Genomic DNA, 26154 nt, shown 5'->3' with positions numbered 1-26154 from the left:
AGTCATGGCAAAAGACGGGTTAACTGCGAATCGAACCAACTGACGAACGCCGGCGAAGGCGCGGCTTCCACGGCCAGATACCACCAGTCCGGCGCGGCGAAGGAGGCGCATTTGACGGCGTCCTTCTCGGTCATGACCACGGGCAATGCCGGAGTGAACGACAGGGATTGGGCACTGAACACGGCGTGGTCGGCGAACGCATGTGGAACAGGCCGCCAGTGTAGTCCTTCGAGGGTGTTGAAGAAACGTTGTGGATTACCGATGCCGGCCACTGCGTGGACCTGCTGACCGGGCAGGAAATGATCGACCGGCCGGCGTTCACCGGTGACCAGGTTGACCAGCGTGGAGGGCTTGAGCTGAAACCCAAAGCCGTCTTCGCGATCAGCGCCCGCGCCGTTGTACAGCAGCGCATCTACGCTTTGCAGCCGCTCGACTGGTTCGCGCAACGGGCCCGCCGGCAGGCAGCGGTGATTGCCAAGCCCGCGAACGGCATCGATCAGCACCAGTTCGAGGTCGCGGTTCAGGCGATAGTGCTGCAGGCCGTCGTCGGAAAGAATGAGGTCGAGGGGCTCTTCAGCCAGCAAGGCGCGCACGGCTTGCGAGCGGTCCGGGTCGATCATCAGTGGCACGCCGGTGCGATTGACGATCAGCAGCGGTTCATCGCCCGCGTGCTCGGCAGTCTGTTGCGGCACTACGCGCCAGGGCAGGCTCGGCGGCTTGGCGCCATAGCCCCGACTGACCACACCGACGCGCAGGCCGCGGGCCCGGCAATGGTCGATCATCCAGAGAATCAGCGGCGTCTTGCCGGTGCCGCCGATGGTGATATTGCCGACGACAACGACCGGAACGGGCGCTTTATAGATGTCGCCCTGCCCTGCGAGGAAACGCGCGCGCTTGCGGTTCACCACGCGCCGGTACAGGCATTCGAGCGGGCGCAATAACACCAGCGCCGGATGGCCGTTGTACCAGGCGTCGAGCAGTCGGTCAGTGAATGCCATCAGTTAGCCGATGCGGCCTCGACGGTGGTCATGCGCAAATGAGCGAAACCGAGTTTGCCGGCAGCATCCATGGCGGTAATCACCGCCTGATGGGGGGTCTTGCCGTCAGCGCTGATCGACAGCGGCAGGCTGGTGTCGCCCTCGGACTCCTTTTGCAAGGCATCAATCAGGGTTTCCAGCTTGCTGTCGCCCAGCAGCGTGTTGTTAACCGAGTAAACACCGTCGGCATTGATGGTGATGTCGAGGTGCTTTTTGTCGACGTCATCGGCCGAAGCACCGGTCACCGCCTGGGGCAGGTCGACGCGCAGCTGGGTTTCCCGGGTGAACGTGGTGGTCACGACAAAGAACAGCAGCAGGATGAACACCACGTCGATCAGCGACACCAGATTGATGTCGATGGTCTCCCTGGGCTTGCGACGGCGGAATTTCACTTCTTCTTGCCCTCGCCACGCGCGGCAGCCTTGATGTCCGGCTTGGCGTCGGTCAGATCGACGTCACGATCGCCCTGCACGACTTCCACCAGCTTGATGGCTTCCTGTTCCATGCCGACGACCAGTTCATCCACGCGGCTTTGCAGGTAGCGGTGAAAGAAGATCGCGGGAATCGCGACGGTCAGGCCAGAGGCGGTGCAGATGAGTGCCTTGCCAATACCGCCGGCGAGCATACCGGCGTTACCGGTCATGCCGCTGCTGGTGAACGAGCTGAAGATGTCGATCATGCCGAGCACGGTGCCCAGCAGACCCAGCAGCGGGGCCATGGCAGCGATGGTGCCGAGTGTTGCCAGATAGCGTTCGAGCTCGTGAATAACCCGGGCTGCGGCCTCCTCGATGCACTCTTTCATGATCTCGCGGCCATGACGGGAATTGGCGAGGCCTGCGGCGAGGATTTCACCCAATGGCGAATCGGCGCGCAGCTCTTTGAGCTTTTCGGCGCTCAGCTGGTTGTCCTGAATCCAGCGCCACACCTGGCCGAGCAAATGCGGCGGCGTGATGCGGCTGGCGCGCAGGGTCCAGAGGCGTTCAATGATGATTCCGACGGCGGCGATGGAACTCAAAATGATCGGTAGCATCATCCAGCCACCTGATTTGACCAGTTCCCACACAGCGACCACCCCCTCAAAAAAAGTGGCGCCACTCTAACATAGCGTCGGCGCCTCGCCGAACGTGTCGATGAATAACCAGACCTTTCAGTCACGCCAGAAGCGTCGCGTCCTACGTTCGGCCATCGCCGTTTCGTAGGCGCCCAATTGCACGGTGATAGCGCCCAGCACAGCGCTGTCGTGAATCTCCATGCCAGACCATGCATACCGCGACATCACCAGAGGATGGGGATGACCGAACGCATTATTACGGCCACGGGAAATCAGCACGCCCCGGGCGCCGACCGCGCGCAGAAACGCCCGGGACGACGAGCTGCGGCTGCCGTGGTGGGGGGATTGCAGCCAGTGGGCGCTGACGTTGAAGCCATCGGCGAGCATGGCGCGCTCTGCCTCCACGTCGATATCACCGGTCAGCAACAGCCGCTCGCCGTTGGCCTCGACGCTGAGCACGCACGAGGCCTGATTGCCCTCGGCGGCTTGCTCCCAACTCCAGGTGGAAAAAACGACTTCATCCCACGTCCATGTTTCCCCGTTACTGCAGGACTCGGCCGACAACTCGGCAGGCATGCGCCCTACGTCTCCCGCCAGCACTCTCGCAACGAGCACGCCTTTTAGAACAGCGGCGGCGCCACCGGCATGATCAGAATCGGCATGACTGAGCAGCAGCGTGTCCAGCTGCCTGACCCCGGCGCGCCGAATGGCCGGCAACACCACGCGCTCGCCGATATCGAAATCGCCGAAGCGCGGCCCCGCGTCGTACAGCAGGGCGTGATCACGGGTACGGAGCAATATGGCAAGACCCTGCCCTACGTCCAGTTGCAACACTTCGACTTGCCCGGCGGGCACTGTCTTCTGCGGCGGAAAGATGCACAGCAACAGTAACGGCCAGCCCAGCGGACGCATCGGCAGGCCTTTGGGCAGTAACAGCAGCAACGCGCCGAGCAGGCTGAGCGGCCAGACCCACACCGGCACGTGGGGCCCGGTCCAGGCGGGAGCGAGATCCGCCATGAACGAGAGCCATCGAAACAACCCGTCCATCGAACCGCCCCCCAGCCACAGCAGGCTTTCGCCAAGGGATGGAATCGCCAGCAGCAGCGTGCCGAGCAACGCCAGCGGCAGAATCAACAGGCTTACCCACGGCACGGCGAGCAGATTGACGACGGGGCCGCTCACGCTCACCGGCAGGTTCAGCGCCAGCAACACCGGCATCAGGCCAAGCGCAATCAGCCATTGTGCGCGGGTCCAGCTCTGCAGCCAGCTCCACCGCCCGAGTCGCCCGCTGAAGATCAGCATCAGGATCGCGACGGCCAGAAACGACAGCCAAAAGCCGGGGCGCAGCGTGATCAACGGCTCGGCGATCAGCACCAGATTCAGCGCCAGCAAAAGCGGCCACGTGGTGCCCAGATGGCGAAACCGCAGACGCCACAGCAGCACCAGACCCAGCATGGTGACAGCCCGCTGCACCGGCACTTCAAACCCCGCCAGCACGCCATAGGCCAGCGCGCCCGAGAAGGCCGCGATGCACGCCGAGGGCAGCCAGGGTAAAAAAGCCGGCCACGCGCCCCAGCGGGCCAGCCCGGCGACGAGCCCGTAGAGCAAGCCGGCAAGCAAGCCGATGTGCGTCCCGGAGATGACCAACAGGTGAACGGTGCCGGTATCCTGCAGGACCTGCCAGTCGGCGGCGCTCAGTCCTGAATCGTCACCGAGCACCAAAGCAGCCAGCCCGCCCTGTCGGCCCTGGGCATCCACACTGAGCAGGCGCTGGCGGATGCCGTCGCGCCAATTGCCCCGGGCCGGTTCGAGCAACTGACCGTCCACCACGGTGCCGGTAGCGCCAATGCGCTGGGCCAGCAGCCATGCCTGGTAATCGAACGCGCCGGGGTTGACCAGCCCGCCCGGGCGTTTGAGCTTGACCGCCAGACGCCAGCGCTCTCCGCTATTGACCGGCGGGCCGCCGTACCAGCCGATGCGGATCTGCTCGGGCAATCGCGCGCGTCGTGAAACGGGATCATCCAGCTGAAAACGCACCACGCCGTCGACGGTCTGCGGCAGCCCGACCACGCGCCCTTCCAGCCAGAGCGTTTGCCCATCGAGGCGCTCGGCCAGTCGGTCATCCAGCGCCGACGACGCCGAGACGCAGGCCCAAGTGAGGCCGAACAGGTAAAACGCCAGCGGGTAGGTGCGAAACGGCAGCATCATCAGCGCCACCACGGGCATCGCCAGCAGCAACCAGACCGGCGGTAGTGCTGGCAAAAAACGTAGCGTCAGCAATCCGAGTGCAAGTGCGAGCATCCCCGTGCGCATGAGGCTTTCCTTGTCTGCAGGCTAAATCAACCTCCATGGCTTAGCCGATGCCCCGGCACGCGCGCTTATTAATTGTCACAAAGTCTGAATTTGCGTTTGCGACTATCCGTGCATACTTCCTCGAATTTCCCGCCCACCTCGCCGGATTCCCGTATGCCACGCCACCTGATCAAGCGGTACATGCCCGATCCGAACAGCATCCGGGAACACAAATCCTTACGCTTTCTTGGCTCTCTTCTGCACGACCCCAACCTCTGGCACCTCAATCGACGCTCCGTAGCGCGCGCAATGGGGATCGGGCTGTTCGCCGCCTTGATGCCGATGCCATTGCAGATGCTGCTGGCCGCCGTGCTGGCGATCTGGGTGCGGGCCAACATGCCGATTGCGGTGAGTCTGTGCTGGCTGACCAACCCGCTGACGATGCCGCCGGTGTTCTATTGCACCTACAAAATCGGTGCGCTGCTCATGGGCTTGCCGCCACGGCATTTCCCGGACGAACTGAGCTGGGACTGGATCAGCGGGCAGCTTTCTACCCTGTGGCAGCCATTTTTGCTGGGGTCGGTGGTGGCGGGGATCGTGCTGGGCGTGGCGGGGTATTTCGGGACGATGGGGTATTGGCGCTGGTGGGTCGGACGGCAGTGGAAGCAGCGCAAGGCTAAACGTCAGTAGCGCCAACGCCGCCAATCCGGTGGGAGCGAGCTTGCTCGCGAAGAGGTCAGTACATCCGCTACCCATTCAGCGCGTGTAATGGAGTCTTCGCGAGCAAGCTCGCTCCCACATAAGAATGCGGCGGACTCATAATCGAGTCCGCCGCTATTTCACAAGATCGTCCTAAATCTGTTACTGACGCATCCCGCGCCCGCTCACCAGCAGTCGCGCACAGCCCAGATAGAGCACGATGGTCGCAACGACCATGAACGCCAGGGCGATGCTGATCTTGATGTCCGACACGCCGAGGATGCCGAAGCGGAAGGCGTTGACCATGTGCAGCACCGGGTTGGCCAGCGACACGGTTTGCCAGAACGGCGGCAGCAGGTTAATCGAATAGAACACCCCGCCCAGGTAGGTCAACGGCGTCAGCACAAAGGTCGGGATGATCGAGATATCATCAAAATTGCGCGCAAACACAGCGTTGATGAAGCCCAGCAGCGAAAAGATTGTCGCGGTCAGCAGCACCACAATGATGGTGATCCCCAGGTGATGCACCTGCAGGTCGGTGAAGAACATCGACAGCATCGTGACGATCACCCCCACCGCCAGCCCGCGCAGTACGCCGCCGATGGTGTAGCCGATCAGAATGGTGTGCGGCGACACCGGCGAGACCATCAGCTCTTCGACCGAACGCTGGAACTTGGCGCCGAAGAAGCTCGAGACGACGTTGCCGTAGGAGTTGGTGATCACCGACATCATGATCAGGCCGGGCACGATGTACTGCATGTAGGTGAAGCCACCCATGTCGCCGATCTGCCGACCGATCAGGTTGCCGAAGATCACGAAGTACAGAACCATGGTGATCGCCGGCGGCAGCAGGGTCTGCGGCCAGATCCGCATGAAGCGCCGGACCTCACGGTAAACGATGGTGTTCAGGGCGATCAGGTTGGGACGCAGCTCCGAGCTCATATCGCCACCTTCGCCAGATTCTTCTCGACCAGACCCACGAACAACTCCTCAAGGCGATTGGTTTTATTGCGCAGGCTCAGCACCTGAATGTTCTGCAGCGACAGCTGGCTGAACAGCGACGTGATGCCGATGGTCTTGTCGACCTGCACCTCAAGCGTCTGGCTATCCACCCGTTTCACCGGATAACCGTTGAGCTGAGGCGCGGCCTGCAGTGGATCGCGCAGGTCCAGCAGGAAGGTCTCCACATGCAGCTTGTTGAGCAGGTTCTTCATGCTGGTGTTTTCGATGATCGTGCCGTGATCGATGATGCCGATGTTGCGGCACAGCTGCTCAGCCTCCTCCAGATAATGCGTGGTGAGGATGATGGTGATGCCCTTCTCGTTCAGCTCGGTGAGGAAGGTCCACATCGAACGTCGCAGCTCGATATCAACGCCGGCAGTAGGCTCGTCGAGGATCAACAAACGCGGCTCATGAATCAGTGCGCGGGCAATCATCAGTCGGCGTTTCATGCCGCCGGACAACGAACGTGACGGCGAGTCGCGCTTGTCCCACAACCCAAGCTGGGTCAGGTACTGCTCGGCGCGCTCTTTGGCGATCTTCGGCGGAATGCCGTAATAACCCGCCTGAGTCACGACGATATCGAAAGTCTTCTCGAACTGATTGAAATTGAATTCCTGCGGCACCACGCCGATCGAGCGCTTGAGTTGCGCCGGATTGGTATCGAGGTCGTGGCCGAAGATGTTCACCGTGCCGCTGGTTTTGTTGACCAGGGTCGAGATGATCCCGATGGTGGTGGATTTGCCGGCGCCGTTGGGGCCGAGCAATGCGAAGAAATCACCCTCGGCGACGTCCAGATCAATGCCCTTGAGGGCCTGGAAACCGTTGCCGTAGGTCTTGGTTAGCTGCCGGATGGACAGAGCTGAACTCATGACTGAACACACACCAATAAAAAATGAAAAGGGAAGATAAACGAATACGAACGTGCAGTTGCCGGGCTCACAGGGGCGCTGACATTTACCGTGCTGCGCAGCTGGAATATCAGGCGCAACACAAGGCTACAAACGCAGTGGCCGCAATGTTGCGGGCCGATGCCGCCCAAGTACAGCGACATCGATTGATAGTCAGTATTAACTCGACGCGGGCTGAACTCAGGTCAGTGCGGTCATGACGGCCTTTCGATACGCCGGACGCTGTTGCAAACGCTCGTACCAGGCTTTGAGGTGGGGCAGCTCGCGACGTTCAATCGGCATTTCGAACCAGGGATAAGCGAAGCAGCCGAGGGGAATGTCGCCCACGCCGAATTCGTCGCCTGAGAGGTACGGCTGATGCGCCAGTGCTGCGTCGACGATGACCAGCAGGCGCTCGACTTCAGCTTTGGCCGCGTTGATCTGCGTCCAGTCCTGTTTGTCGGCCGGCGTGCGTACTACGCCCCAGAACACCGGGCGGAAAGGGCCGGCCAGCGTCGACGTAGTCCAGTCCATCCACTTCTCCGCCTGAGCGCGCGCCTTGGGGCCGGCGGGATAGAAAGCAGAATCCGGCGCGTATTGAGCCGCCAGATAACGGACGATGGTGTTGGATTCCCACAGCACGAACTCGCCGTCTTCAATCATCGGCACCACACCGTTGGGATTCTTCGCCAAGTACTCGGGCTGATCGTTAACACCAAAGGCGCCGCCGGCATTCAGCGACTCGTATTGCAGTCCCAGTTCCTCGGCGATCCACAATGCCTTGCGCACATTGGACGAGTTCTTGCGGCCCCAGATCTTCAACATGTTGTCATTCTCCGTGTGGTCAACGAGCGATGAGTGGCGTTTGCGGCGGGCCACAGTCTACTCCGGGATGCGGGTGTTCGAGCCACAACTTCCTGTGCATCGGCCAGCCCCCGAACTCCCTTGGTAGCCCGGGGTCACTATCGAAGCGCGGGCCAGAGCGGTCGACTGCGCAGCCGGTTGCGCTTATCGCACCGTCATCATGGAGGGCTGTTTATGTTGTTGCTGTGGATCGTAGTGTTGGTTGTCGGCGTGGCCTGGCTGGCCCATCGGCGAGTTGCGCCCTTCCCCGCCCTGGGCATCGTCGCGGTGTACCTGCTGGCGATGGGCGCGTTCAGCCATGCCCACGGCTGGATGATCATCCCGTGGGTGTTGTGGATTGGCGTCGCGTTGATGCTGGCGCTGCCGGACCTGCGCCGCAAACACTTCAGTGCGCCGATGTTCTCGTGGTTTCAGAAAGTGCTGCCGCCGATGTCCGCCACCGAGCGTGACGCCATCGACGCCGGCACGGTGTGGTGGGATGGAGAGCTGTTCAGCGGACGTCCGGACTGGAACACCCTGCTCAGCTACCCGAAAAGCAAGCTGACCGATGAAGAGCAGGCGTTCCTCGACGGCCCGACTGAAGCACTGTGTGCCATGGTCAGCGACTGGGAGATCGGTCAGGCCATGGACCTGCCGCCGGAAGCCTGGGCGCATATAAAGGAGCATGGTTTCTTCGCGCTGATCATTCCCAAGGAATACGGCGGTAAAGGCTTCTCGGCCTACGCCCACTCGCAAGTAGCGATGAAGTTGGCGACCCGCAGCGGCGATCTGGCCTCCACCGTGATGGTTCCTAACTCACTGGGCCCGGCGGAACTGCTGCTGCATTACGGCACCGACGAGCAGCGCAATCATTACTTGCCGCGCCTGGCGCGAGGCGACGAGATCCCGTGCTTCGCACTGACCGGGCCGCTGGCCGGCTCCGACGCAGGGGCCATGCCTGACACCGGGATCATCTGCAAGGGCCAGTGGGAAGGTGAGGAAGTCATTGGTCTGCGCCTGAATTGGGAAAAGCGCTACATCACCCTCGGTCCCGTCGCCACCCTGCTCGGCCTCGCCTTCAAGGCCTACGACCCTGAGCATTTGCTCGGTGACGAGACAGACCTGGGCATCAGCCTGGCGCTGATTCCAACCGACACCGCCGGTGTGGAAATCGGTCGCCGTCATGTGCCACTGGGCGCGGCGTTCATGAACGGCCCGAACTCCGGCAAGGACGTGTTCATTCCGCTGGAATACCTGATCGGCGGCCAGGACATGCTCGGCAAAGGCTGGATGATGCTGATGAATTGTCTGTCGGTCGGACGTTCGATTTCCCTGCCGGCGGTCGGTACCGGCGCTGCGAAGTTCACCAGCCTCGTTACCGGGCAGTACACCCAGGCGCGCGAGCAGTTCAACGTACCGCTGGCAGCGTTCGAAGGGATTCAGGAATCCCTCGCGCGCATCGGTGGCAACGCATGGCTGATGGACAGTGCGCGCATTCTGACCGCCAACGCGGTGGACCTGGGCGAGAAGCCTTCGGTGCTGTCGGCGATCCTGAAATACCACCTGACCGAGCGTGGCCGCGAGTGCATCACCCACGCGATGGATGTGCACGGCGGCAAGGGCATCATCATGGGCCCGAACAACTACCTCGGTCGCTCATGGCAAGGCGCGCCGATCTTCATCACCGTGGAAGGCGCGAACATTCTCTCGCGCAACCTGATGATCTTCGGTCAGGGCGCTATTCGCTGCCATCCGTTCGTGCTGAAGGAAATGGCCCTCGCCGGCCGTAAGGATCACGATCGGGCGGTGGTGGAATTCGACGGTCTGCTCATGCAGCACATTGGCTTCGCCGTGCGCAACGCGGCCAGCACGCTGGTGCTGAATCTGGGGCTGGGGCATTTCGAAAGCGTACCGGGGGATCGCCTGAGTCAGGGTTATTTCCGCGCACTGAACCGGCAGGCTGCTGCGTTCGCGATGTTGGCGGACCTGAGCATGATGCTGCTGGGCGGCGAGCTGAAACGCCGCGAGCGCCTGTCGGCGCGTCTTGGCGATGTGCTGAGCCACATGTACCTGGCGTCCGCCGCGCTCAAGCGTTACCACGATCTGGATTATCCCGAAGCGCTGGCGCCGCTGTTTTGCTGGTCCATGGAAGAAGCGCTGGGTGAGTCCGAGCGCGCGCTGGACGAGTTGCTCAGTAATTTCCCGAACCGCATTCTCGGCGGGCTGCTGCGGGTGATCGTGTTCCCGTTCGGTCGTCGTCACAAAGGGCCGTCGGACAGGCTCGATGCGCAGGTCGCGGAGATCCTTGGCCGTGCCAAGGGCGACCCGGCGCTGGAATCGGTGCTTGCCGGTTGCTATCGCCCGACTGACGCAGAGGATCCGGTCGGCGCGTTGCAGCACGCCAGCGACTTGCTCGGCGGCGCCAAGGCGATCCGCAGCAAACTTCATCACGCGGTGAAAAGCGGCCAGGTCAAACCGGCGGGTGGCGAGCATCTGATCGACGCCGCGCTCGACGCAGGCGTGCTGCAGGCGGCGGAAGCGGAAACCTTGCGCGCTACAGAGGCGGCGCGACGCAAGGTGATCGATGTGGATGATTTCGACAAGGAAGCGCTGGTCGCCACCGAAGGCAAAACCCGCTAACAACGACGTACCCTGTAGGAGTGAGCTTGCTCGCGATTGCGGTGGGTCAGCAACATGCACGTTAGCTGACACGCCGTCATCCGCGAGCAAGGGAATCGCTCCTGCAGTTGCTGCCCACGACTTACGTCTACATACACCGCTCTAGCGAATTGTCCTACACTCCTTGGTAACAACAAGAAAAACCCAAGGGGACGCATCATGATTAACCAACGCCTGACTCATCGCTGCCTGCTCTCTGAAATTGCCTCGGGGGAGGATCATTACAGAGGCAAGCCGACACAAACCCTGCAAACCCTGCTGATGATGGGCTTCGTCACTCGTCTGCCCAGTCCTGACCGTACCTATGCTCATCTTGCGCTTACCGAAGCAGGCCATCGGTATCTGGCCGGGTTGTGGCATTGAGATAGCCGCAGGCGGCGGGGGCCTCTATACTCCCGCGCCTGTTTTTGTCTCTGAGGGCTTCATCATGGCCGACGCCAATCTCGACCACATCATGAATCTGCTGTTGCATTTGCGCGGCATCCTGGTCGCGCTGGGAGAGGCCGAGCAGGTCCCCGAAGAAAGTCATGCGCTGTTTCTGGAGCGTTATGATGAGTTGCTGACGCTGTTGCCGGCTGATCCGATCGAGAGTCAGTATCTGGGGCAGGATTTGTTGTGTCAGGTGATTCAGCGCTATCCGCAAATTGCTCATTTGGTGCCGCGGGATTTGTTGTGGTTTTTCGCGGGCGATTGTCTGCATTTCATGCCGGACGATGAGATTGATTTGTATACGGCGCTGGAGGAGCGTCGGTTTGAGGCGATGGAGAACGAGGAGCCGTTCGACTGGAATCAGGAGAAGCAGTTGTTGGCGATGTCGCAGTCTGAGTCCAAGCATTGATCTGAGGTTATCCGGATCAAGATCAACATCAAGATCAAGATCAACATCAAGAGCGTCCGCCTGGGGGCGGACTGTTTCGCCTTCGGCGAGTTACTTGGAAAAGTCGAAAGTCGCACCATCCCCAAGTAACCAAGGGTGCTTGCTCTCGGTTTGGCCCCTCCTCCGTCGGGGTTCCTTCACTCCGGTCCCGCTCCGTGGGCCCGCGCCGAACGGACATCCATGTCCTGACGGCGCGCTCGCCGCATCCATGCGGCTCGGCCCACTCCGCGAAACCTGCGTTCAGCCTGCACCCAAGTCGCGTTTTGCGGTGTCTGGACATTCTGCGTATGAAGATCAAGATCCAGATCAACGGCAGATCAAGGGCTTCCCGGCTGAAGCCGGTCCTACGGGGGACGCCGCCGGTCTTTCTGACTGCGCGCACTTGTAGGACCGGCTTTAGCCGGGAAGAGGTCGGCATGGGCGCCGCGAATTGATCGTTCCCGCGCTCTGCGTGGGAATGCAGCCCAAGACGCTCCGCGTCGTCATTGAGCTTGGCAGTGGCTCTGCCGCTCAACAAAACATTTTGTGATCTTACCTGTCCGCTAAATGCATATTTTTTATAATTAGCTTAGCGCCAAATCGAATTTCACAGACCCTCGACTTCCCCCTATGTTGCTGACTCGCACCCGCGCCCTCCCCTTGGTGCAGGTTGTTCCATCAGCACGAGGAATTGTCATGAGCGTCGAGTTCATCGGTTATATCGCGACCCAACCCGGATCGGAGATTCATCCGCGCAGCGGGCCGGCGGTCCAGCCTGAGTATGTGGAGAAAGTCGCCCGTGCCCATGAAGAGGCGGGCTTTGATCGTGCGCTGGTTGCCTACCATTCCAACAGCCCGGACAGTGCGTTCGTGGCGTCTTACGCGGCCAGCGTCACGACAACATTGAAGTTTCTCGTCGCACACCGTCCGGGTTTTATCTCACCCACCGTCGCCGCTCGGCAATTCGCCACGCTGGATGTGTTCACTGGCGGGCGGATTGCGGTGCACATCATTACAGGCGGCGATGATCAAGAGCTGCGAGCGGACGGCAGTTTTATTGGCAAGGATGAGCGTTACGCGCGCACGGACGAGTACCTCGGCGTGGTGCGCCAGGAATGGACGGCCGACAAGCCGTTCGATCACCACGGTAATTATTACCAGTTCGAGGGCGCTCATTCGTTGGTCAAGTCGCCGCAGCAGCCGCATATTCCGCTGTATTTCGGGGGTGCCTCGCGGGCTGCGCTGGAAGTTGCCGGTAAGCATGCCGATGTCTATGCGCTGTGGGGCGAGACCTACGAGCAAGTCAGGGACATCGTCAAACAGGTGCGGGCTGAAGCCGCAAAACACGGCCGGACGGTACGTTTCAGCCTGTCGTTGCGGCCGATTCTGGCGGAGACGGAGGAAAAGGCCTGGGCGCGTGCGGACAATATTCTTGAGCGGGCGAAGGTACTGGCCCAAGCGTCCGGCTTTGAGCGACGCGAACCGCCGAATGAAGGCTCGCGGCGTTTGCTGGAAGCCGCGGCCCAAGGTGCGCGTCTGGACAAACGCTTGTGGACCGGCATTGCCGGACTGCTCGGCGCGAAAGGCAATTCCACCGCGTTGGTGGGTACCGCAGAGCAAGTGGCCGAGGCGCTGCTGGATTATTACGACTTGGGAATCACGACGTTCCTGATTCGCGGTTTTGATCCGCTGGAAGACGCAATCGATTACGGCAAAAAACTGATCCCGCTGACACGGGAATTGGTCGCGCGGCGTGAGCAGGAGAAGAACGAGAAAGTGGCGTAATCGCCGCCTGCGCGGCAGGCCTCCTCAACACCCCATGCCAGGCGCGCCGCGTAACGGCGCGCCTGGATTCGACATCACGCCTGATAATCCGTCCCGTGCCGATCCAGTTCGCGGATCAGCGCGTTCCAGTGCCGTGTCACGCCCGGACCCGTGCCGCTTTTCAGGACTTTGGCCTGTTCTTCCACTTTCCTGACCACTTCCTCGGGCGGGAAGATCAATTCGGCATTGCCCGCCGCCTGCGCCGCGATCTGAATGTTGCACGCGTATTCGAGGTTGTGGAGCTGCTGAAACGCGTGCTCGACACTCACCCCTGCCGTGAGCAGACCGTGGTTGCGCAGGATCATCACGCTCTTGTCGCCCAGGTCTGCCACCAGGCGTTCACGCTCGCCGAGGTCCTGCGCGATGCCTTCGTAACCATGGTACGCCACGCGCCCGGAGAACCCGAGGGAATGCTGGGAGATCAGCAACAGCCCGTTCTTCTGCGCAGAGACGGCAATCCCGTCGCGGGTGTGGGTGTGCAGCACCGCCTGTAAATCAGGGCGCGCGGCATGGATGGCGCTGTGGATAACGTAGCCGGCGTTGTTGATGCCCAGGCCGGTCGGGTCATCGACGAGGGTGCCGTCGATGTCGACCTTGACCAGATTGGACGCGGTGATCTCGTCGAACAGCAAGCCAAAGGCGTTGATCAGGAAGTGCTCATCAGGCCCCGGCACGCGCGCGGAAAAATGCGTGTAGATGTGGTCGGTCCAGCGTTTCAGGGCGGCGATCCGGTAAGCCGCCGCCAGTTTCACCCGCACCTCCCACTCTTCCGGGCTGACCCGATCACGCACGCTGCCGGCGTTGACGGCGGTGCTGACGCTGGACTGAACAGGTAAAGAACTGACGTTGCTCATGCATGACTCCCTGGTGGTCTGGTTCAGACGTAATCGGGGAAGCCTATGCGCTGAGCAAACCATTTAGAAATCACATTTTCTTCTAAGCTAATTATCAGTATTTTTTATTATCAGCCTGAGCTTTCCATCAGGCGGCGTCGGCTGACAATCAGACCTATCAGCTGCATTGATGCCGTCAGACTGCCTACCGCAATATTTACTGACAGTTCTTCGCCCCTCTTTCAACCGCGTCTAAATCGTCTCATACCGGTGGAGACCAGCAGCAGCAATCGCCCAGAAGCAGCCATTTGCAGGCGATGCCGCCTCAAGTGCGATGCACAGCGTCTACCCGCTGATTGCTCCGCAACTACTGGACTCCGCCCCGCCCAAGTCTTGGTTTTTCAAACCTCCACTGGTAGCGTGCCGCGCCTCGCGGTATCGCCCGCTCCCCTTTCGTCATCGTTTCCGATACGGGGACTCGCCGCCCCCTACTCAAGGACGCTGCGCGTTATGCATATGGCGATGCACGGTCATTAGCAAATGGAGTTAACAATGACGCAAAACAGCACCGTGCTGTCCGGCATCCCGCTGGATCAATTTATGGACCGTGTTGAGGTCGAGCATCAAGAACACGGCGCCGACTTTTTACTGGGCCAGTTGCGCGCACAGCCGCTGAAGGCGATCTCGCTGGAATCGATCACCCGTCTGCACGTTTTGTGGGTTAACGCCGGTGACGCTGAAGCAGCCAGAGCGGTGCTTACCGACGACGGCCAAGCTTTGATCGAGGTTACGCCTGACGATGCGCGCAACGAACTCAAATTCAACCTGCTGCTCTACCAACTGCGACTAGGCAACTATTTGAAAGACGAGCAGGGCCTGCTGCAGGCGTTGGACAGCCTGCAGCAACTGACCAAGGAACCGCTGCCGTTCGACATCGAGCGGTACTGGCGCCACCACATCTTCGAAGATCTGCAGCACACAACGCTCGATGTGGCGCTCCGGGCCATCGAAGTGAGCCACACCCTGTCACTGATCAATCCCTGCCGTCACACTTTGCGGGCTTGGGACGATGCCGATCAATACCGGCGCCGGGCCAGGGTACTGGCCGCCCATGACCGTAACGAAGAGGCGCGTGAAACCGCGCTATCGGCAGTTGCCGCTTTGCGCACAGCCAAAGAAGATCAGGATGTCGACGTTAACGACTGGCTGTGGCTGGGCGATTCGCTGATCGAAATCGTGCCGTTGCGCCTGGCGATGTTTGAGCAACCTGTGATGCGACTGATCGCAGAGTTGGCACTGCCCCAACGTCGGGAATATGAAGTGCGGCTGGCGCGTTTGGCCGCCCGGTCACTGCACGCCCAAGGCGATCTGGCAGGGGCGTTGAAAATCTGTGAAGTGGCGACGCTGAGCTTAGGGGCCGACGGCGGTGACAACTTCGTTGATTTCCATTTGCCTTGGCTGCTTGAGGACGGCCAGATCGAAGAGGCCGGGCAACGTGCGTTCGTGGAAATTTATGAAATGCGCGACGAAATGTGGCCGGGCACGGCTGCTTGGGTACACGATCGCCTGCTCGATGCCGAGGATGCATCCGCATGGTGGCCGTTGTGCGTGATGCGTGCCTGTGACGATCAAGCGGTGCTGGAGCGGTTCATTTCCGGCCTGCCGTCGCGTGACGAGTCGATGCCGACCTTGGGGCCGCTGCTTGATGCCATGCATGCCAAAGGCCACGAGCTTGGTCAGATCGACAACGTCTTCACCGAGGCCCTTGCTGAAGCCAGGCGCCGCTCGCCAAACCACCCGTGGATCAATCGCCTGTTGGCGGTGCGGGAACGCATTGCCGGACGAATTGACGCCAACACTGAACTTGCCATGCTCCGCGAGGCAGTCCCCGCCGGCAATATGCAGGACAACCGCAGCGCCTTCAGCCTGCTTAGCGCCCACGCGAGTGTGTTCGGCATTATCAATGCCCTGCGCCAACCTTTACCTCCACTGGCCGGTGGTATGTACTACTACCGGTTTGCGGTCCACACCGAGGGTCTGGTCGAAACGCACGTCGAGCAACTCTCGAGCGATGAGGCAGACCAAGCCTGGGCGCTGCTGAGCCAAGTACAAAAGGCTGCCTACGAACACGGCCAGGCTCGAATGGAGCAATGTTTCTCCAGCGGCCGCGGGCACCGCTTCGATGCCTGTGCGCACCTGTACTCAATGCTGTGCAACAACTTGGCAAATAACTACCGGCGCTACAACGACCAACGCATGTATGAGCAGGCCATTGAGCTGCATTCCCGAGGCATCGCCGCCAGCTCGTTCGCAGAACATTATCAGGGCATCCTCGAAAACCGAATTCTGCTGGAGGACAACGAGGGCATCGCCGACGCTGCCGAACACCTTTGGCACTACGCAGCCGACTATGGCTACAGCCGCCACGACCCTGAAGAATACCTACTGGGCGTCACCCGTGCCCTGCACCGCCTGGACCGCAACCGCGAAATATTGATCTGGCTGGAGCGTATCCTCCAATGGCAGGAAGAGCGCGGCGTACGCGACCAAGATTTGGAGTACTCGGAGCTGTTCGTAAGGACGAAAATCGCCTTGTACTTGTCGTTCAGTTTGCCGGAGGCGGCCACCAGCTTGTGGCTACGCTACGCACCGCACATTAACGAACGCGACGAGGCATCCCTCCTGGGCTGCGCCGGAGAAGTACTTGAAGGGCTTGGCCGCAAGGAAGAAGCTTTGGCGTATTACCAGCGCTCCATCCTGCAAAGTGACCCGAACAACGCGGCCGACCAGCACAATATCGAAATTTTCCGCCAGAGCATCGCCGAGCTGGAGGCTGCTGGAACACCAGACTGCAAGACCTGGTGGCAGATATGGCGGTGAAACCGCAAGCGCGACAATCCGGTTACGCCTCGCGCAACGCACTCAATGCTGATCAGCTCAAGCGCGGGATTGCTGAACGCAGCAAGGCCCGTGGTGATGCGCCAGAGGTGGGCAAATGGTTGCTCAATCATTATTACCGTCATCTGGTTGGCAATTTCGAACCCGCGCGGCGGATCCTGACCCTGGAGCAGGCTGCCGAAGCACTGGGCGCCGAGCCGCCCTCATGGATGCCAAGGCATTTGAGCGACGCCGGCAAAAATTCGCAGCAGACACCCGCGCCGCTGGTTTGGGTCGATCCGCATCAAGCGCCACTGCTGGCTCAAGAGGCCTTGCTGGTGGAGTTCCTGACCTCTCGCCAGGGCACGGCGCTGGCCGGTAAGCTCGACCGCATCAACTGCCCGCAGGCGCTGGCGCTGTGGCAAAAAGAACATGCGCAAATGGCGGAGCGGGTCGAGCTAGGCTGGCGCAAGAGCAACCCCGAGGCATTGCTCGCTCGGGTGACCACCGCTGAGCACGTATTACAGGAGCTGCGTCCCGAGAGCCCCTCGCTGCGCGCGGAAATGGCCTTTGAAAGCTACGTGATGCGCCACTGCCTGGGCCAGTTCGCTGATCGTCGTGCCTTGACCGGCGGCTACGGCGAGCGCTACGCAGAAGCGCTGGAGCAGCGGCGCATGCGCGTGTTCAGTTTCCGCGACAGCCAGGGCCAGCCACACATCACCATCAGCCTGATCGTTCAGGCCGACGGCACCTTGACCGTCGAGCAGGTCAAGGGCAAGCAGAACCGGCCACCGGTCGAGCGTTATTACCAGGACTTGCTGCAGTGTCTGAATGCCCTCGGCACCGACCAGCAGACGCCCGACGACTGCATTGCAATCGGCATCGTGCGCACCGAAGTCGGTTGGCAGCGAATCGAAACCGTCAGCGACCCGGCCGCTCAGAGTCGTCTGGTAGCCTGTTATCCGCAACTGTACGACTGCCTAGATGCGCCCTCGGCCATGGTCGAATGGCTGGTGGCCGGACGTCAGCCACAGCAGTTCCTGCAGACTGCCCCGCACGCGGCTTCGGTCAAGTACGCCACTCGCCACATATTCTGCGAACGCGTTGAGCTTTCGTCTGATGCCCCGCTGTACCTGACCGAAGATGTGCAGTGGCCTGATATGACCTCGCCGCTGGCCGGAGAAATCCAAGCATGGCAGGCTCGGGCAAGATAAGGAGAACGGCATGTTTTTAAGTATCGCAGCGGTTGTTTCAGGCTGGTTGTTGTGGCGAACATTCAGGGCGAGGGGCGGCGCATCGTTATTCAGCCCGCGCAAGCACTGGTCGCTACTGTTAGCCAGGCCCATGGCTGACGCAATGGAAATCGAGGGCTTCTACTCGCCAGCATGCGATCCCTTCACCGAGCAAGCGCGGACGACCGTGCGCGCAGCGTTGCTCTACCAAGCCGGAATACGCAGCAATTTCAATGACGAGGCGGTGCGGAAGCACTTCAGTGCGACGCTCGAACAGCAATGGTACAGCCTCGACCTGCAGGCGCTGACGGCCGAAGATGAACCCCGTGCAGCCATGGCTTTTGCCTGCGCGCGGGTGGCGTTTCTGGTCCGCTGTGCATTGCTGATGCGCTGGCTCGAACCCGAACTTGCCTGGCGTGTCCTGCTGCTGAACGCACAGCGGGCGCAGGACTGCTTCGACAGTTGGGCAGATTTCGGTAGCGCCTATAAGCTGGGGCGCGAGCAGTGGGTTGCAACGTTTCGCGTCGATTCGCTGGGCGAAGCGTTCCACGAGCAGCATCTGCGCCAGTTGCTGGCAGCCGGCAGCGGTGCTTGGGCCGATATTCACTGGCAAACGCCTGCGGCGTTGAATCCAGTTTTGGCCGAGTAACGCCTGTGCTACGGCGAGGACTTTTCCTGGTAGTCAAAACGGTGTCTTGGTCAGACCGTCCACCACCACGTCACTGCCCTCAAGCCGCATCCCGCTCCTGCTTCAGCGATTGCGCCACCAGACTGCCGAAGGACGCCACCGGCGCCTGCAGATTGCCGAGGAAGCGTGGGTAGATCAGCCACAAATCCATCACCGGTTTGAAATCCTTGAGCGGCATGACCGCCAGTGAATCGCGGTGGACGCTGCGTTCCAGCAGCGGACGCGGCACCAGACCCAGGCCCATGCCATCGGCAACCAGCCCCAGTTGCAGCTCGGTGCCGAAGGTTTCCAGATTGACCTTCAGGCTTAACCCCTGATCAGCCAGCGTGCGTTGCAGCCCGGCGCGGAAACCGCAGCCATCGGGGTTGAGCACCCAGCCCAGCTCGTAGCAGTCCGCCAGCTTCACCGGCTTTTTCGGCAGCGCGCTCCTGGCGCACACCACCACCAGCTCCATCTTGCCGATGGACTCGCCGACGATGCCTTCAGGGAAGATCTTCCCGGCCGGGAACAGCGCCGCGGCCGCGTCCAGTTCGCCATTCTCGATTTTTCCGATCAGGTGGCTGCCCCAGCCAGTGATCACTTGGGCGCGCAGGTCGGGAAATTGCCCGCGCAGGTGTTTCAACGCATCCAGCAGAACGACGTCGCCGATGGTTTGCGGCACCCCCAGCCTGAGCAAACCGCTGGGCGGCGTGTCGCTGGCGACGAGTTCACGCAGAGAGTCCATTTCCCGCAGGATCGCCAGACACTTCTGATACACCTGCGTGCCCATTGGCGTCGGCTTGAGCGGCTTGGTGTTGCGGTCAAACAATTCGACGCCCAGCGCTTGCTCGAAATTCTGCACCCGGCGCGTGATGGCGGGTTGAGTCAGGTCGAGGGATTCAGCGGCATGGCTGATCGACTGGCAGCGAATGACCGCTACGAAAGCATCGATGTCATCAATTTTCATTCGGATCGCACATGGAATAAGAGAAACAAGATAGGCAAAAATCATAATGGCTATCGAAGGCGCTGGATAGCCTCACAACGGCCGGCACCCTGCGAATCGGTTATCAACGACTTTTTGGTTATAACCTAATCATCAATAAATAGCATATTAGCCAGGCGCATTATGCTTATATTAAGCACCCCCTTCCGACCGGAGCCGATATGACTCACATCCGACACCCTGAACGACTCAGGGCCTTTATCGGCGCGTTGGCCGAGCTGACCGATAGCAACCCGGGCGAAGGCGACCTGCTCTCCCGGGGTGGCAGGCTGCTGGGGCAACTGGTCAGTCATGACGACTGGCTGCCGGATGAGTTCGCCGTGCCCGATCCGGCGCGCTATCAACAGTTTCTGTTGCACGCCGACTCACGGCAGCGGTTCTCGGTCGTCAGCTTCGTGTGGGGGCCGGGCCAGAGCACGCCGATTCATGATCATCGCGTCTGGGGCTTGATCGGCATGCTGCGCGGCGCCGAGTATTCCCAGGGGTTCGCCCGCAGCGCCGATGGCCGGCTGGAACAGGAAGGCCCGGCGATTCGCCTGGAGCCCGGTCATGTCGAGGCGTTGTCGCCGCGCAGCAACGACATTCATCAGGTCAGCAACGCCTTCGACGACCAGGTGTCGATCAGTATTCATGTCTACGGCGCCAACATCGGCGCCGTGAAGCGCGCTGTTTACCAGCCCGATGGCAGCGAAAAACTGTTCATCTCCGGCTATTCCAACGCCTTTCTCCCGAACATCTGGGACCTGTCCAAAGAGAACCAAGCCCAATGAGCCATGACACCCGTTCATACGCCGACATCCGCCGCGCCCTGCTCGCCCATGAAGAGGTCGCGCTGGTGGATGTGCGCGAAGAAGCCCCGTTCGCCGAAGCTCACCCGCTGTTCGCCGCCAACATCCCGTTGTCGAAACTGGAGCTGGAGGTACTCGCGCGCGTCCCACGTCGCGACACCGCTGTCACCGTTTATGACAACGGCGAAGGTCTGGCCGAACGCGCCTTGAAGCGTCTTCAGGAACTGGGTTACAGCGACGTCAAGCTGCTTGAAGGCGGGTTGCAGGGCTGGCGCAACGCTGGCGGCGAGGTGTTCATTGACGTCAACGTGCCGAGCAAGGCGTTCGGCGAACTGGTGGAGCATCATCGCCACACGCCGTCTTTGGCCGCAGAAGAGGTCAAGCAGTTGCTCGACGCCGAGGCCGACGTGGTGGTGCTGGATGCGCGGCGGTTCGATGAATATCAGACCATGAGCATTCCCACCGGCGTCAGTGTGCCCGGTGCCGAACTGGTGCTGCGTGCCCGTGAGCTGGCGCCCGATCCCAACACCCGGATCATCGTCAATTGCGCCGGCCGTACGCGCAGCATCATCGGCACCCAGTCGCTGGTCAACGCGGGCCTGCCCAACCCGATTTCCGCCCTGCGCAATGGCACCATCGGCTGGCTGCTGGCCGGGCAGACCTTGGATCACGGGCAATCCCGGCGCTTCCCGCAGGTCACTGAAGCGACCCGGGAAGTTGCTCGGGCGGATGCGCGCAACGTGGCGGACAAAGCACGAGTGAAACGAGGCAGCCGCGCGGACCTGCCGGTCTGGCAGGCAGAGACGACTCGCACAACGTACCTGTTCGATGTGCGCACGCTGGAGGAATTCGAAGCCGGTCACGTGCCGGGTGCGCGTTCGACGCCGGGCGGCCAACTGGTGCAGGAGACTGACCATTACGCCAGCGTGCGCGGCGCACGAATTGTCTTGCTCGACGACGACGGCGTGCGCGCGAACATGTCGGCTTCGTGGCTCGCGCAGCTCGGCTGGGAGGTGTTCGTGGTGGACGACCTGGGCCCTGAGGATTTCAGCGAAAAAGGCGGCTGGAACGCGCCGAGTCCGCCCGCGGCGCAGGTCGAGGAGATCAGCGCCGAAACACTGCGCCAGCGGCGCGAACACGGTGGCGTGGCGGTGCTGGATTTCACCGCCAGCGCCAACTACATCAAGCAGCATATTCCGGGTGCCTGGTGGACGCTGCGAGCCGACCTTGCCAGCGCGCTGCAGAACATTCCGGTCGCCGAGCGTTACGTGCTGACCTGTGGCAGCAGCAAACTGGCGCGCCTCGCAGTGTCGGAGGTCGAAGCGCTAACGGGCAAGCCGGTGTTTGTGCTCAAGGACGGCACCGCCAGTTGGGTCGCGGCGGGGTTAGAGCTTGAGCACGGCGAAAGCCATCTGGCCTCCCCGCGCATTGATCGCTATCGCCGGCCTTATGAAGGCACCGATGCGCCGCGGGAGGCGATGCAGGCGTATCTGGATTGGGAGTACGGATTGGTCGAGCAGTTGGGCCGCGACGGGACCCATGGGTTTTATGTGATCTGAGCCGTCGCTTGACGGCTGGCCCCCGTCGCGCGGACGACGCCAGCCGCTGTGGGAGTGAGCGTGCTCGCGAAGATGGCGTTCCAGCCGCTGAAGATTCAGCGCGTGTGCCCGCCACCTCGTGGGCAACCGCTCCTGCACAAAATGCATCGCCCCAAAAATAGTTATGCATTAATGTAATAATTAGTATCCGCATCATCACACAAATACATAATTAGCATATAACCAAAAGATACTTCTATTCCGTTTCTTATAGGCATAAGGTCAATCCCCTGCCGACCCCTTCTCCAGGCGGAGGCCAAGAATCCACTTCCACGCCTGGAGACACGCACCATGTCCGCCCCTTTCACTCCCCTGCTCCGCGTCCGACACGTGATACTCGGCGCACTGCTCGCATTGTCATTCAGCCAAATCACACAGGCCGCCGAGCCACTCCAGCCGCTGCTCGTCGCTAACCAGAAGTCCGCGCTGAAGGTGCTGCTGGAGGTGTCCGGCGAGCTCAAGGACGTGCCCTACGAGATCAAGTTCTCCGAATTCCCTTCGGCATCGCCATTGGGCGAAGCCCTGAACGCAGGGGCCGTTGACGTTGGCGCACTGGGCGACGCGCCGTATGTCTTTGCGCTGGGCGCGGGTGCCGCGTTGAAGGTCATCAGCATCACCCACGTCAGCGGCCGCTATACCACTGCATTGATCGTGCGCAACGACTCGCCGATCAAGTCGGTTGCCGACCTCAAGGGCAAGCGCATCGTCACCGGACGCGGCTCCATCGGCCATTACCTGGCCATCCGCGCGCTGAACGAAGCGGGCCTGAAGACCAGCGACGTGAATTTCGTCTACCTGCTGCCCAGCGAGTCGCGGCTGATCCTCGACAACGGCGATGCTGACGCCTGGGCCACCTGGGCGCCCTACACCACCGTCGCCACGCAGAACGGCGCGCGCATTCTGCCCAACGGCCCGGACTTGCTGACCAATCATTCCTACCTCGCTGCGACCAGCAAGGCTATCGCCGACAAGCGCGTGCAACTGGACGACTTCGTGGTGCGCCTCGACCGCGCCTACCGCTGGGCCAACGCCCATCCCGCCGAATATGCCGCCGCCCAGACCAAAGTCACCGGGCTGCCATTGGCCGTGCACCTGGCGGTCAACCAGGACACCAAAATGGAACGCGTGAGCATCGATGACGGCGTCATCAAGGGCTTGCAGAACACAGCGGACATCTACCAGCGCGAAGGCATCCTGAATAAGCACGTCGACGTGTCCCACGGCTTCGATGCGGATTTCAACGCCATCCGCCTGGCCGCCGAGCAATCAGCCGAGCAAGCCGCCCACCAAAACAATCCCCAAGCTGCGCGCTAAGCGCTCGACTCAGGAGCACACATCATGAGCAAGCCTCGTCAACTCAAATTCGGTGCCATGGTTCACGGCGTGGGCCACGGTTGGGGCGAGTGGCGCCATCCGGATGCGCAGGCCGACGCCAGCACCAACTTCGACTGGTATAAAGGCCAGGCCCGACTGGCTGAAGACGCGAAATTCGACTTCGTGTTCATCGCCGACAGCCTGCACATCCACGAGAACTCCAGCCCGCACTACCTCAACCGTTTCGAGCCACTGACCATTCTCTCGGCGCTGGCCGCCACTACCAGCAGGATCGGCCTGGTGGCGACTGTGACCGTCAGCTACACCGAGCCCTTTCAAGTGGCGCGGCAGATCTCTTCCCTGGACCACATCAGCGGCGGCCGCGCCGGCTGGAACGTCGTTACCTCATGGCTCAGCGGCACCGCCGAGAACTTCAGCAAGAGCGAGCATCCGCCCCACGCCGTGCGCTATCGCATCGCCAGGGAGCACGTGTCGGCGGTGAAAGGGCTGTGGGATTCCTGGGAGGACGACGCCTTCACCCGCAACAAGCAGACGGGTGAGTTTTTCGACCGCAGCAAGCTGCACGCCTTGAACCACGCGGGCGATTTTTTCCAGGTCAAAGGCCCGCTGAACATCGCCCGCTCACGCCAGGGTCAGCCGGTGCTGTTTCAGGCTGGCACCTCCGAGGACGGGCGCAACTTCGCTGCAGAGTATTCCGATGCGATTTTCGTCCACGCCGAGTCCCTGGAAGAGACTCAAGCGTATTACGCCGACCTCAAGCGCCGCGCGGTCGGCTTTGGGCGCAACCCGGATGACCTGTCGATTTTGCCGGGCATTCGCCCGATCGTGGGTCGCGACGCCGAAGAGGTTGAGCGGCGTTATCAGCAAGCGGTGGAATTGGTGAGTATCGAAGACGCCATCGTCGCGCTGGGCCGGCCGTTCAACGATCACGACTTCCGCCAATACCCGCTGGATGCGCCGTTTCCGGACCTGGGCGATCTCGGCGCCAACAGCCAGAAAGGCGGTTCGGATCGGATCAAGCAGCAGGCCAGGGAGGAGAACCTGACCCTGCGTCAGGTTGCGCTGGATTTCTCCCGCCCCCGCCGCGAGTTCGTCGGCACGCCCGAACAGGTCGCCGACCAGATTCAGCACTGGTTCGAGAACGGCGCCAGTGATGGCTTCATCATCAATTCGCTGTTGCCTGATGGGCTGAAATACTTCACCGAGTTGGTGATTCCGGTCCTGCAGCAACGCGGCCTGCAACGCAGTGATTACACCGGCTCGACCCTGCGCGAACACTTTGGTCTGGAGTTTCCCGTCAATCGTCATACCGCCGCGCGGTTGGCAGCGGCTGCGAAGGTCACGGACGCTGAAAAATCGCAGGTCCCGGCATGAGCGCAGGATTGAATCGGCAACCTGATGCTTCAGCAGATGCCGAGACCGAGGCGGCCTTTGTGGCGCGTTTGCAGGGGATCACCGAGCGGCTGGCCGAGACCGCGCAGCACTACGATGAAACGGCTGAATTCCCACACGAGAACTTCCGTTTGCTGCACGAGCAAGGTCTGCTCGGGCTGACCGTGGAAGGCGCGCTGGGGGGCGGTGATGCGGATCTTAAGCGGGCACAGCAAGTGATCAGCGCGGTGGCGCGCGGCGAGCCTTCCACTGCGCTGATTCTGGTGATGCAGTACATCCAGCACGCACGCATTCGGGAAGTCAAAAACTGGCCCGAGCATTTATACCGACAGGTGGCGCTGGACGCGGTGCATAAAGGTGCGCTGATCAACGCGCTGCGGGTCGAGCCGGACTTGGGCTCGCCTTCTCGCGGCGGGCTGCCGGCGACGATTGCGCGCAGGACGGCGGAAGGCTGGCGGATCAGCGGTCGGAAGATTTACTCGACGGGGAGCCACGGCCTGACCTGGTTTAACGTTTGGGCGCGCAGCGATGACGCGGATCCGCTGGTCGGGGTGTGGCTGGTGCGCAAGGACAGCCCGGGCGTGAGCATCATCGAGGACTGGGATCATTTGGGCATGCGCGCGACCTCCAGCCACGAGGTGATTTTCGACGACGTGCTGGTGCCGCTGGATCATAGGGTCAACACCAGCCCGGCGAGTTCGCCGCAGCCTGAATTGGATGCAACAGGGTTGCTGTGGATGTCGGTGTTGTTGTCTTCGGTGTACGACGGCATTGCGCAATCGGCGCGGGACTGGCTGGTGAATTTTCTGGAGCAGCGCACGCCGTCCAACCTGGGGACCTCGCTGTCGACGTTGCCGCGCTTTCAAGAAGTACTCGGCCATATCGACACCTTGTTGTTCGCCAACCGGACACTGCTGGAATCGGCGACTCATGGGCTGACGCCGGCCAGTCATGGGGCGCAGATCAAATACCTGGTGACCAGCAACGCTATTCGCGCGGTTGAACTGGCGATTGAAGCCACCGGCAACCCCGGCCTGTCCCGCAGTAACCCGCTGCAACGGCATTACCGCAACGTCGTCTGCGGCCGAGTGCACACGCCACAGAATGACGTGGTGTTGCAGGGGGTGGGCAAGGCCGTGTTTGCCGGGCGAGCAGTCAGGCAGTAAGTAGCGCCGCATTCCACAGTAGGACCGGCTTCAGCCGGGAAGGCGCCAGTGTGAACACCCCAAATCTTGCAGCGTGACACCCGACGCATT

The 26154-nt window shown here is 61.4% G+C and carries 22 protein-coding genes; 13 read left to right on the top strand and 9 right to left on the bottom strand.

Features of this window, described 5'->3' with window-relative positions; all coding sequences use genetic code 11:
• Positions 1-2: 2 nt before the first annotated feature.
• The 4 genes from lpxK to IFT47_RS10340 all read right to left on the bottom strand — a co-directional run bounded on the left by lpxK (position 3) and on the right by IFT47_RS10340 (position 4401).
• Positions 3-998: a tetraacyldisaccharide 4'-kinase gene (lpxK, locus tag IFT47_RS10355; protein WP_192172742.1), complete on the bottom strand. Its 996-nt coding sequence runs from the start codon at positions 996-998 to the stop codon at positions 3-5.
• Positions 998-1429 carry an ExbD/TolR family protein gene (locus IFT47_RS10350; protein ID WP_065993112.1) on the bottom strand — a complete coding sequence of 144 codons (432 nt, stop codon included), beginning with the start codon at positions 1427-1429 and terminating at the stop codon, positions 998-1000. Before IFT47_RS10350 ends, lpxK begins: the two co-directional genes overlap by 1 nt.
• Entirely contained in the window at positions 1426-2100 is a 675-nt protein-coding gene (locus IFT47_RS10345; RefSeq protein ID WP_192172743.1) for a MotA/TolQ/ExbB proton channel family protein, read from the bottom strand. The genes IFT47_RS10350 and IFT47_RS10345 overlap by 4 nt, the downstream gene beginning before the upstream one ends.
• Before the next feature lie 84 nt (positions 2101-2184).
• The gene (locus IFT47_RS10340) at positions 2185-4401 is read right to left on the bottom strand and encodes a DNA internalization-related competence protein ComEC/Rec2 (RefSeq protein ID WP_192172744.1); all 2217 of its coding nucleotides are present in this window, start codon (positions 4399-4401) and stop codon (positions 2185-2187) included.
• A gap of 153 nt (positions 4402-4554) precedes the next feature.
• On the opposite strand from IFT47_RS10340, the gene IFT47_RS10335 reads away from it, so the two are divergent.
• Complete coding sequence (locus IFT47_RS10335; protein WP_192172745.1) at positions 4555-5070, top strand: DUF2062 domain-containing protein; 516 nt, start codon at positions 4555-4557, stop codon at positions 5068-5070.
• 171 nt (positions 5071-5241) lie between these two features.
• Here the strand turns inward: IFT47_RS10335 and IFT47_RS10330 are convergent, their stop codons facing one another.
• From IFT47_RS10330 to IFT47_RS10320, 3 genes are all read right to left on the bottom strand, one after another.
• Positions 5242-6021, bottom strand: a complete 780-nt coding sequence (locus tag IFT47_RS10330) for an ABC transporter permease (protein ID WP_065993104.1) — start codon at positions 6019-6021, stop codon at positions 5242-5244.
• On the bottom strand, positions 6018-6950 hold the full coding sequence (locus IFT47_RS10325; RefSeq protein WP_192172746.1) for an ABC transporter ATP-binding protein: 933 nt from the start codon (positions 6948-6950) through the stop codon (positions 6018-6020). Before IFT47_RS10325 ends, IFT47_RS10330 begins: the two co-directional genes overlap by 4 nt.
• A 219-nt stretch (positions 6951-7169) precedes the next feature.
• Complete coding sequence (locus tag IFT47_RS10320) at positions 7170-7793, bottom strand: glutathione S-transferase family protein (protein WP_192172747.1); 624 nt, start codon at positions 7791-7793, stop codon at positions 7170-7172.
• A 213-nt stretch (positions 7794-8006) separates the two neighbouring features.
• Between IFT47_RS10320 and IFT47_RS10315 the strand changes: the two genes are divergently transcribed.
• The 4 genes from IFT47_RS10315 (at position 8007) to IFT47_RS10300 (ending at position 13131) form a co-directional block, all read left to right on the top strand.
• Entirely contained in the window at positions 8007-10451 is a 2445-nt protein-coding gene (locus IFT47_RS10315) for an acyl-CoA dehydrogenase (protein ID WP_192172748.1), read from the top strand.
• 198 nt (positions 10452-10649) lie between these two features.
• Positions 10650-10853, top strand: coding sequence for a hypothetical protein (locus IFT47_RS10310; protein WP_192172749.1), 204 nt, complete (start codon positions 10650-10652; stop codon positions 10851-10853).
• Between the two features lie 64 nt (positions 10854-10917).
• Positions 10918-11328, top strand: coding sequence for a PA2817 family protein (locus IFT47_RS10305; RefSeq protein ID WP_133776461.1), 411 nt, complete (start codon positions 10918-10920; stop codon positions 11326-11328).
• Between the two features lie 714 nt (positions 11329-12042).
• Positions 12043-13131, top strand: a complete 1089-nt coding sequence (locus IFT47_RS10300) for an LLM class flavin-dependent oxidoreductase (RefSeq protein ID WP_192172750.1) — start codon at positions 12043-12045, stop codon at positions 13129-13131.
• Between the two features lie 74 nt (positions 13132-13205).
• Here IFT47_RS10300 and IFT47_RS10295 read toward each other — a convergent pair whose 3' ends face one another.
• Complete coding sequence (locus tag IFT47_RS10295; RefSeq protein WP_192172751.1) at positions 13206-14024, bottom strand: class II aldolase/adducin family protein; 819 nt, start codon at positions 14022-14024, stop codon at positions 13206-13208.
• A gap of 531 nt (positions 14025-14555) precedes the next feature.
• Here IFT47_RS10295 and IFT47_RS10290 point away from each other — a divergent pair.
• The 3 genes from IFT47_RS10290 to IFT47_RS10280 are packed head-to-tail and all read left to right on the top strand — an operon-like array spanning position 14556 to position 18761.
• Entirely contained in the window at positions 14556-16883 is a 2328-nt protein-coding gene (locus IFT47_RS10290) for a hypothetical protein (protein WP_192172752.1), read from the top strand.
• Positions 16874-18094: a hypothetical protein gene (locus IFT47_RS10285; RefSeq protein WP_192172753.1), complete on the top strand. Its 1221-nt coding sequence runs from the start codon at positions 16874-16876 to the stop codon at positions 18092-18094. The genes IFT47_RS10290 and IFT47_RS10285 overlap by 10 nt, the downstream gene beginning before the upstream one ends.
• Positions 18095-18104: 10 nt before the next feature.
• A complete protein-coding gene (locus IFT47_RS10280; RefSeq protein ID WP_192172754.1) occupies positions 18105-18761 on the top strand; it encodes a DUF1266 domain-containing protein in 657 nt (218 codons plus the stop codon).
• A gap of 79 nt (positions 18762-18840) precedes the next feature.
• On the opposite strand, the gene IFT47_RS10275 is transcribed toward IFT47_RS10280, so the two are convergent.
• The gene (locus IFT47_RS10275) at positions 18841-19746 is read right to left on the bottom strand and encodes a LysR family transcriptional regulator (RefSeq protein WP_192172755.1); all 906 of its coding nucleotides are present in this window, start codon (positions 19744-19746) and stop codon (positions 18841-18843) included.
• Positions 19747-19946: 200 nt separating this feature from the next.
• Between IFT47_RS10275 and IFT47_RS10270 the strand changes: the two genes are divergently transcribed.
• From IFT47_RS10270 to IFT47_RS10250, 5 genes are all read left to right on the top strand, one after another.
• Positions 19947-20555, top strand: coding sequence for a cysteine dioxygenase family protein (locus IFT47_RS10270; RefSeq protein WP_192172756.1), 609 nt, complete (start codon positions 19947-19949; stop codon positions 20553-20555).
• Positions 20552-22132 (top strand): rhodanese-related sulfurtransferase, encoded by a 1581-nt coding sequence (locus IFT47_RS10265; RefSeq protein WP_192172757.1) that lies wholly within the window; start codon positions 20552-20554, stop codon positions 22130-22132. Before IFT47_RS10270 ends, IFT47_RS10265 begins: the two co-directional genes overlap by 4 nt.
• A 330-nt stretch (positions 22133-22462) precedes the next feature.
• Entirely contained in the window at positions 22463-23485 is a 1023-nt protein-coding gene (locus IFT47_RS10260) for an ABC transporter substrate-binding protein (protein WP_192172758.1), read from the top strand.
• Between the two features lie 24 nt (positions 23486-23509).
• Complete coding sequence (locus IFT47_RS10255; RefSeq protein WP_192172759.1) at positions 23510-24880, top strand: LLM class flavin-dependent oxidoreductase; 1371 nt, start codon at positions 23510-23512, stop codon at positions 24878-24880.
• Positions 24877-26064, top strand: coding sequence for an acyl-CoA dehydrogenase family protein (locus tag IFT47_RS10250; RefSeq protein WP_192172760.1), 1188 nt, complete (start codon positions 24877-24879; stop codon positions 26062-26064). Before IFT47_RS10255 ends, IFT47_RS10250 begins: the two co-directional genes overlap by 4 nt.
• The last annotated feature ends 90 nt before the right edge of the window (positions 26065-26154 follow it).

This window comes from Pseudomonas sp. CFBP 13711 (genome assembly GCF_014842265.1).
Lineage (GTDB): Bacteria > Pseudomonadota > Gammaproteobacteria > Pseudomonadales > Pseudomonadaceae > Aquipseudomonas.
Note: the sequence above shows the minus strand (reverse complement) of the source record. Positions and strands in the feature narration are given on the sequence as shown.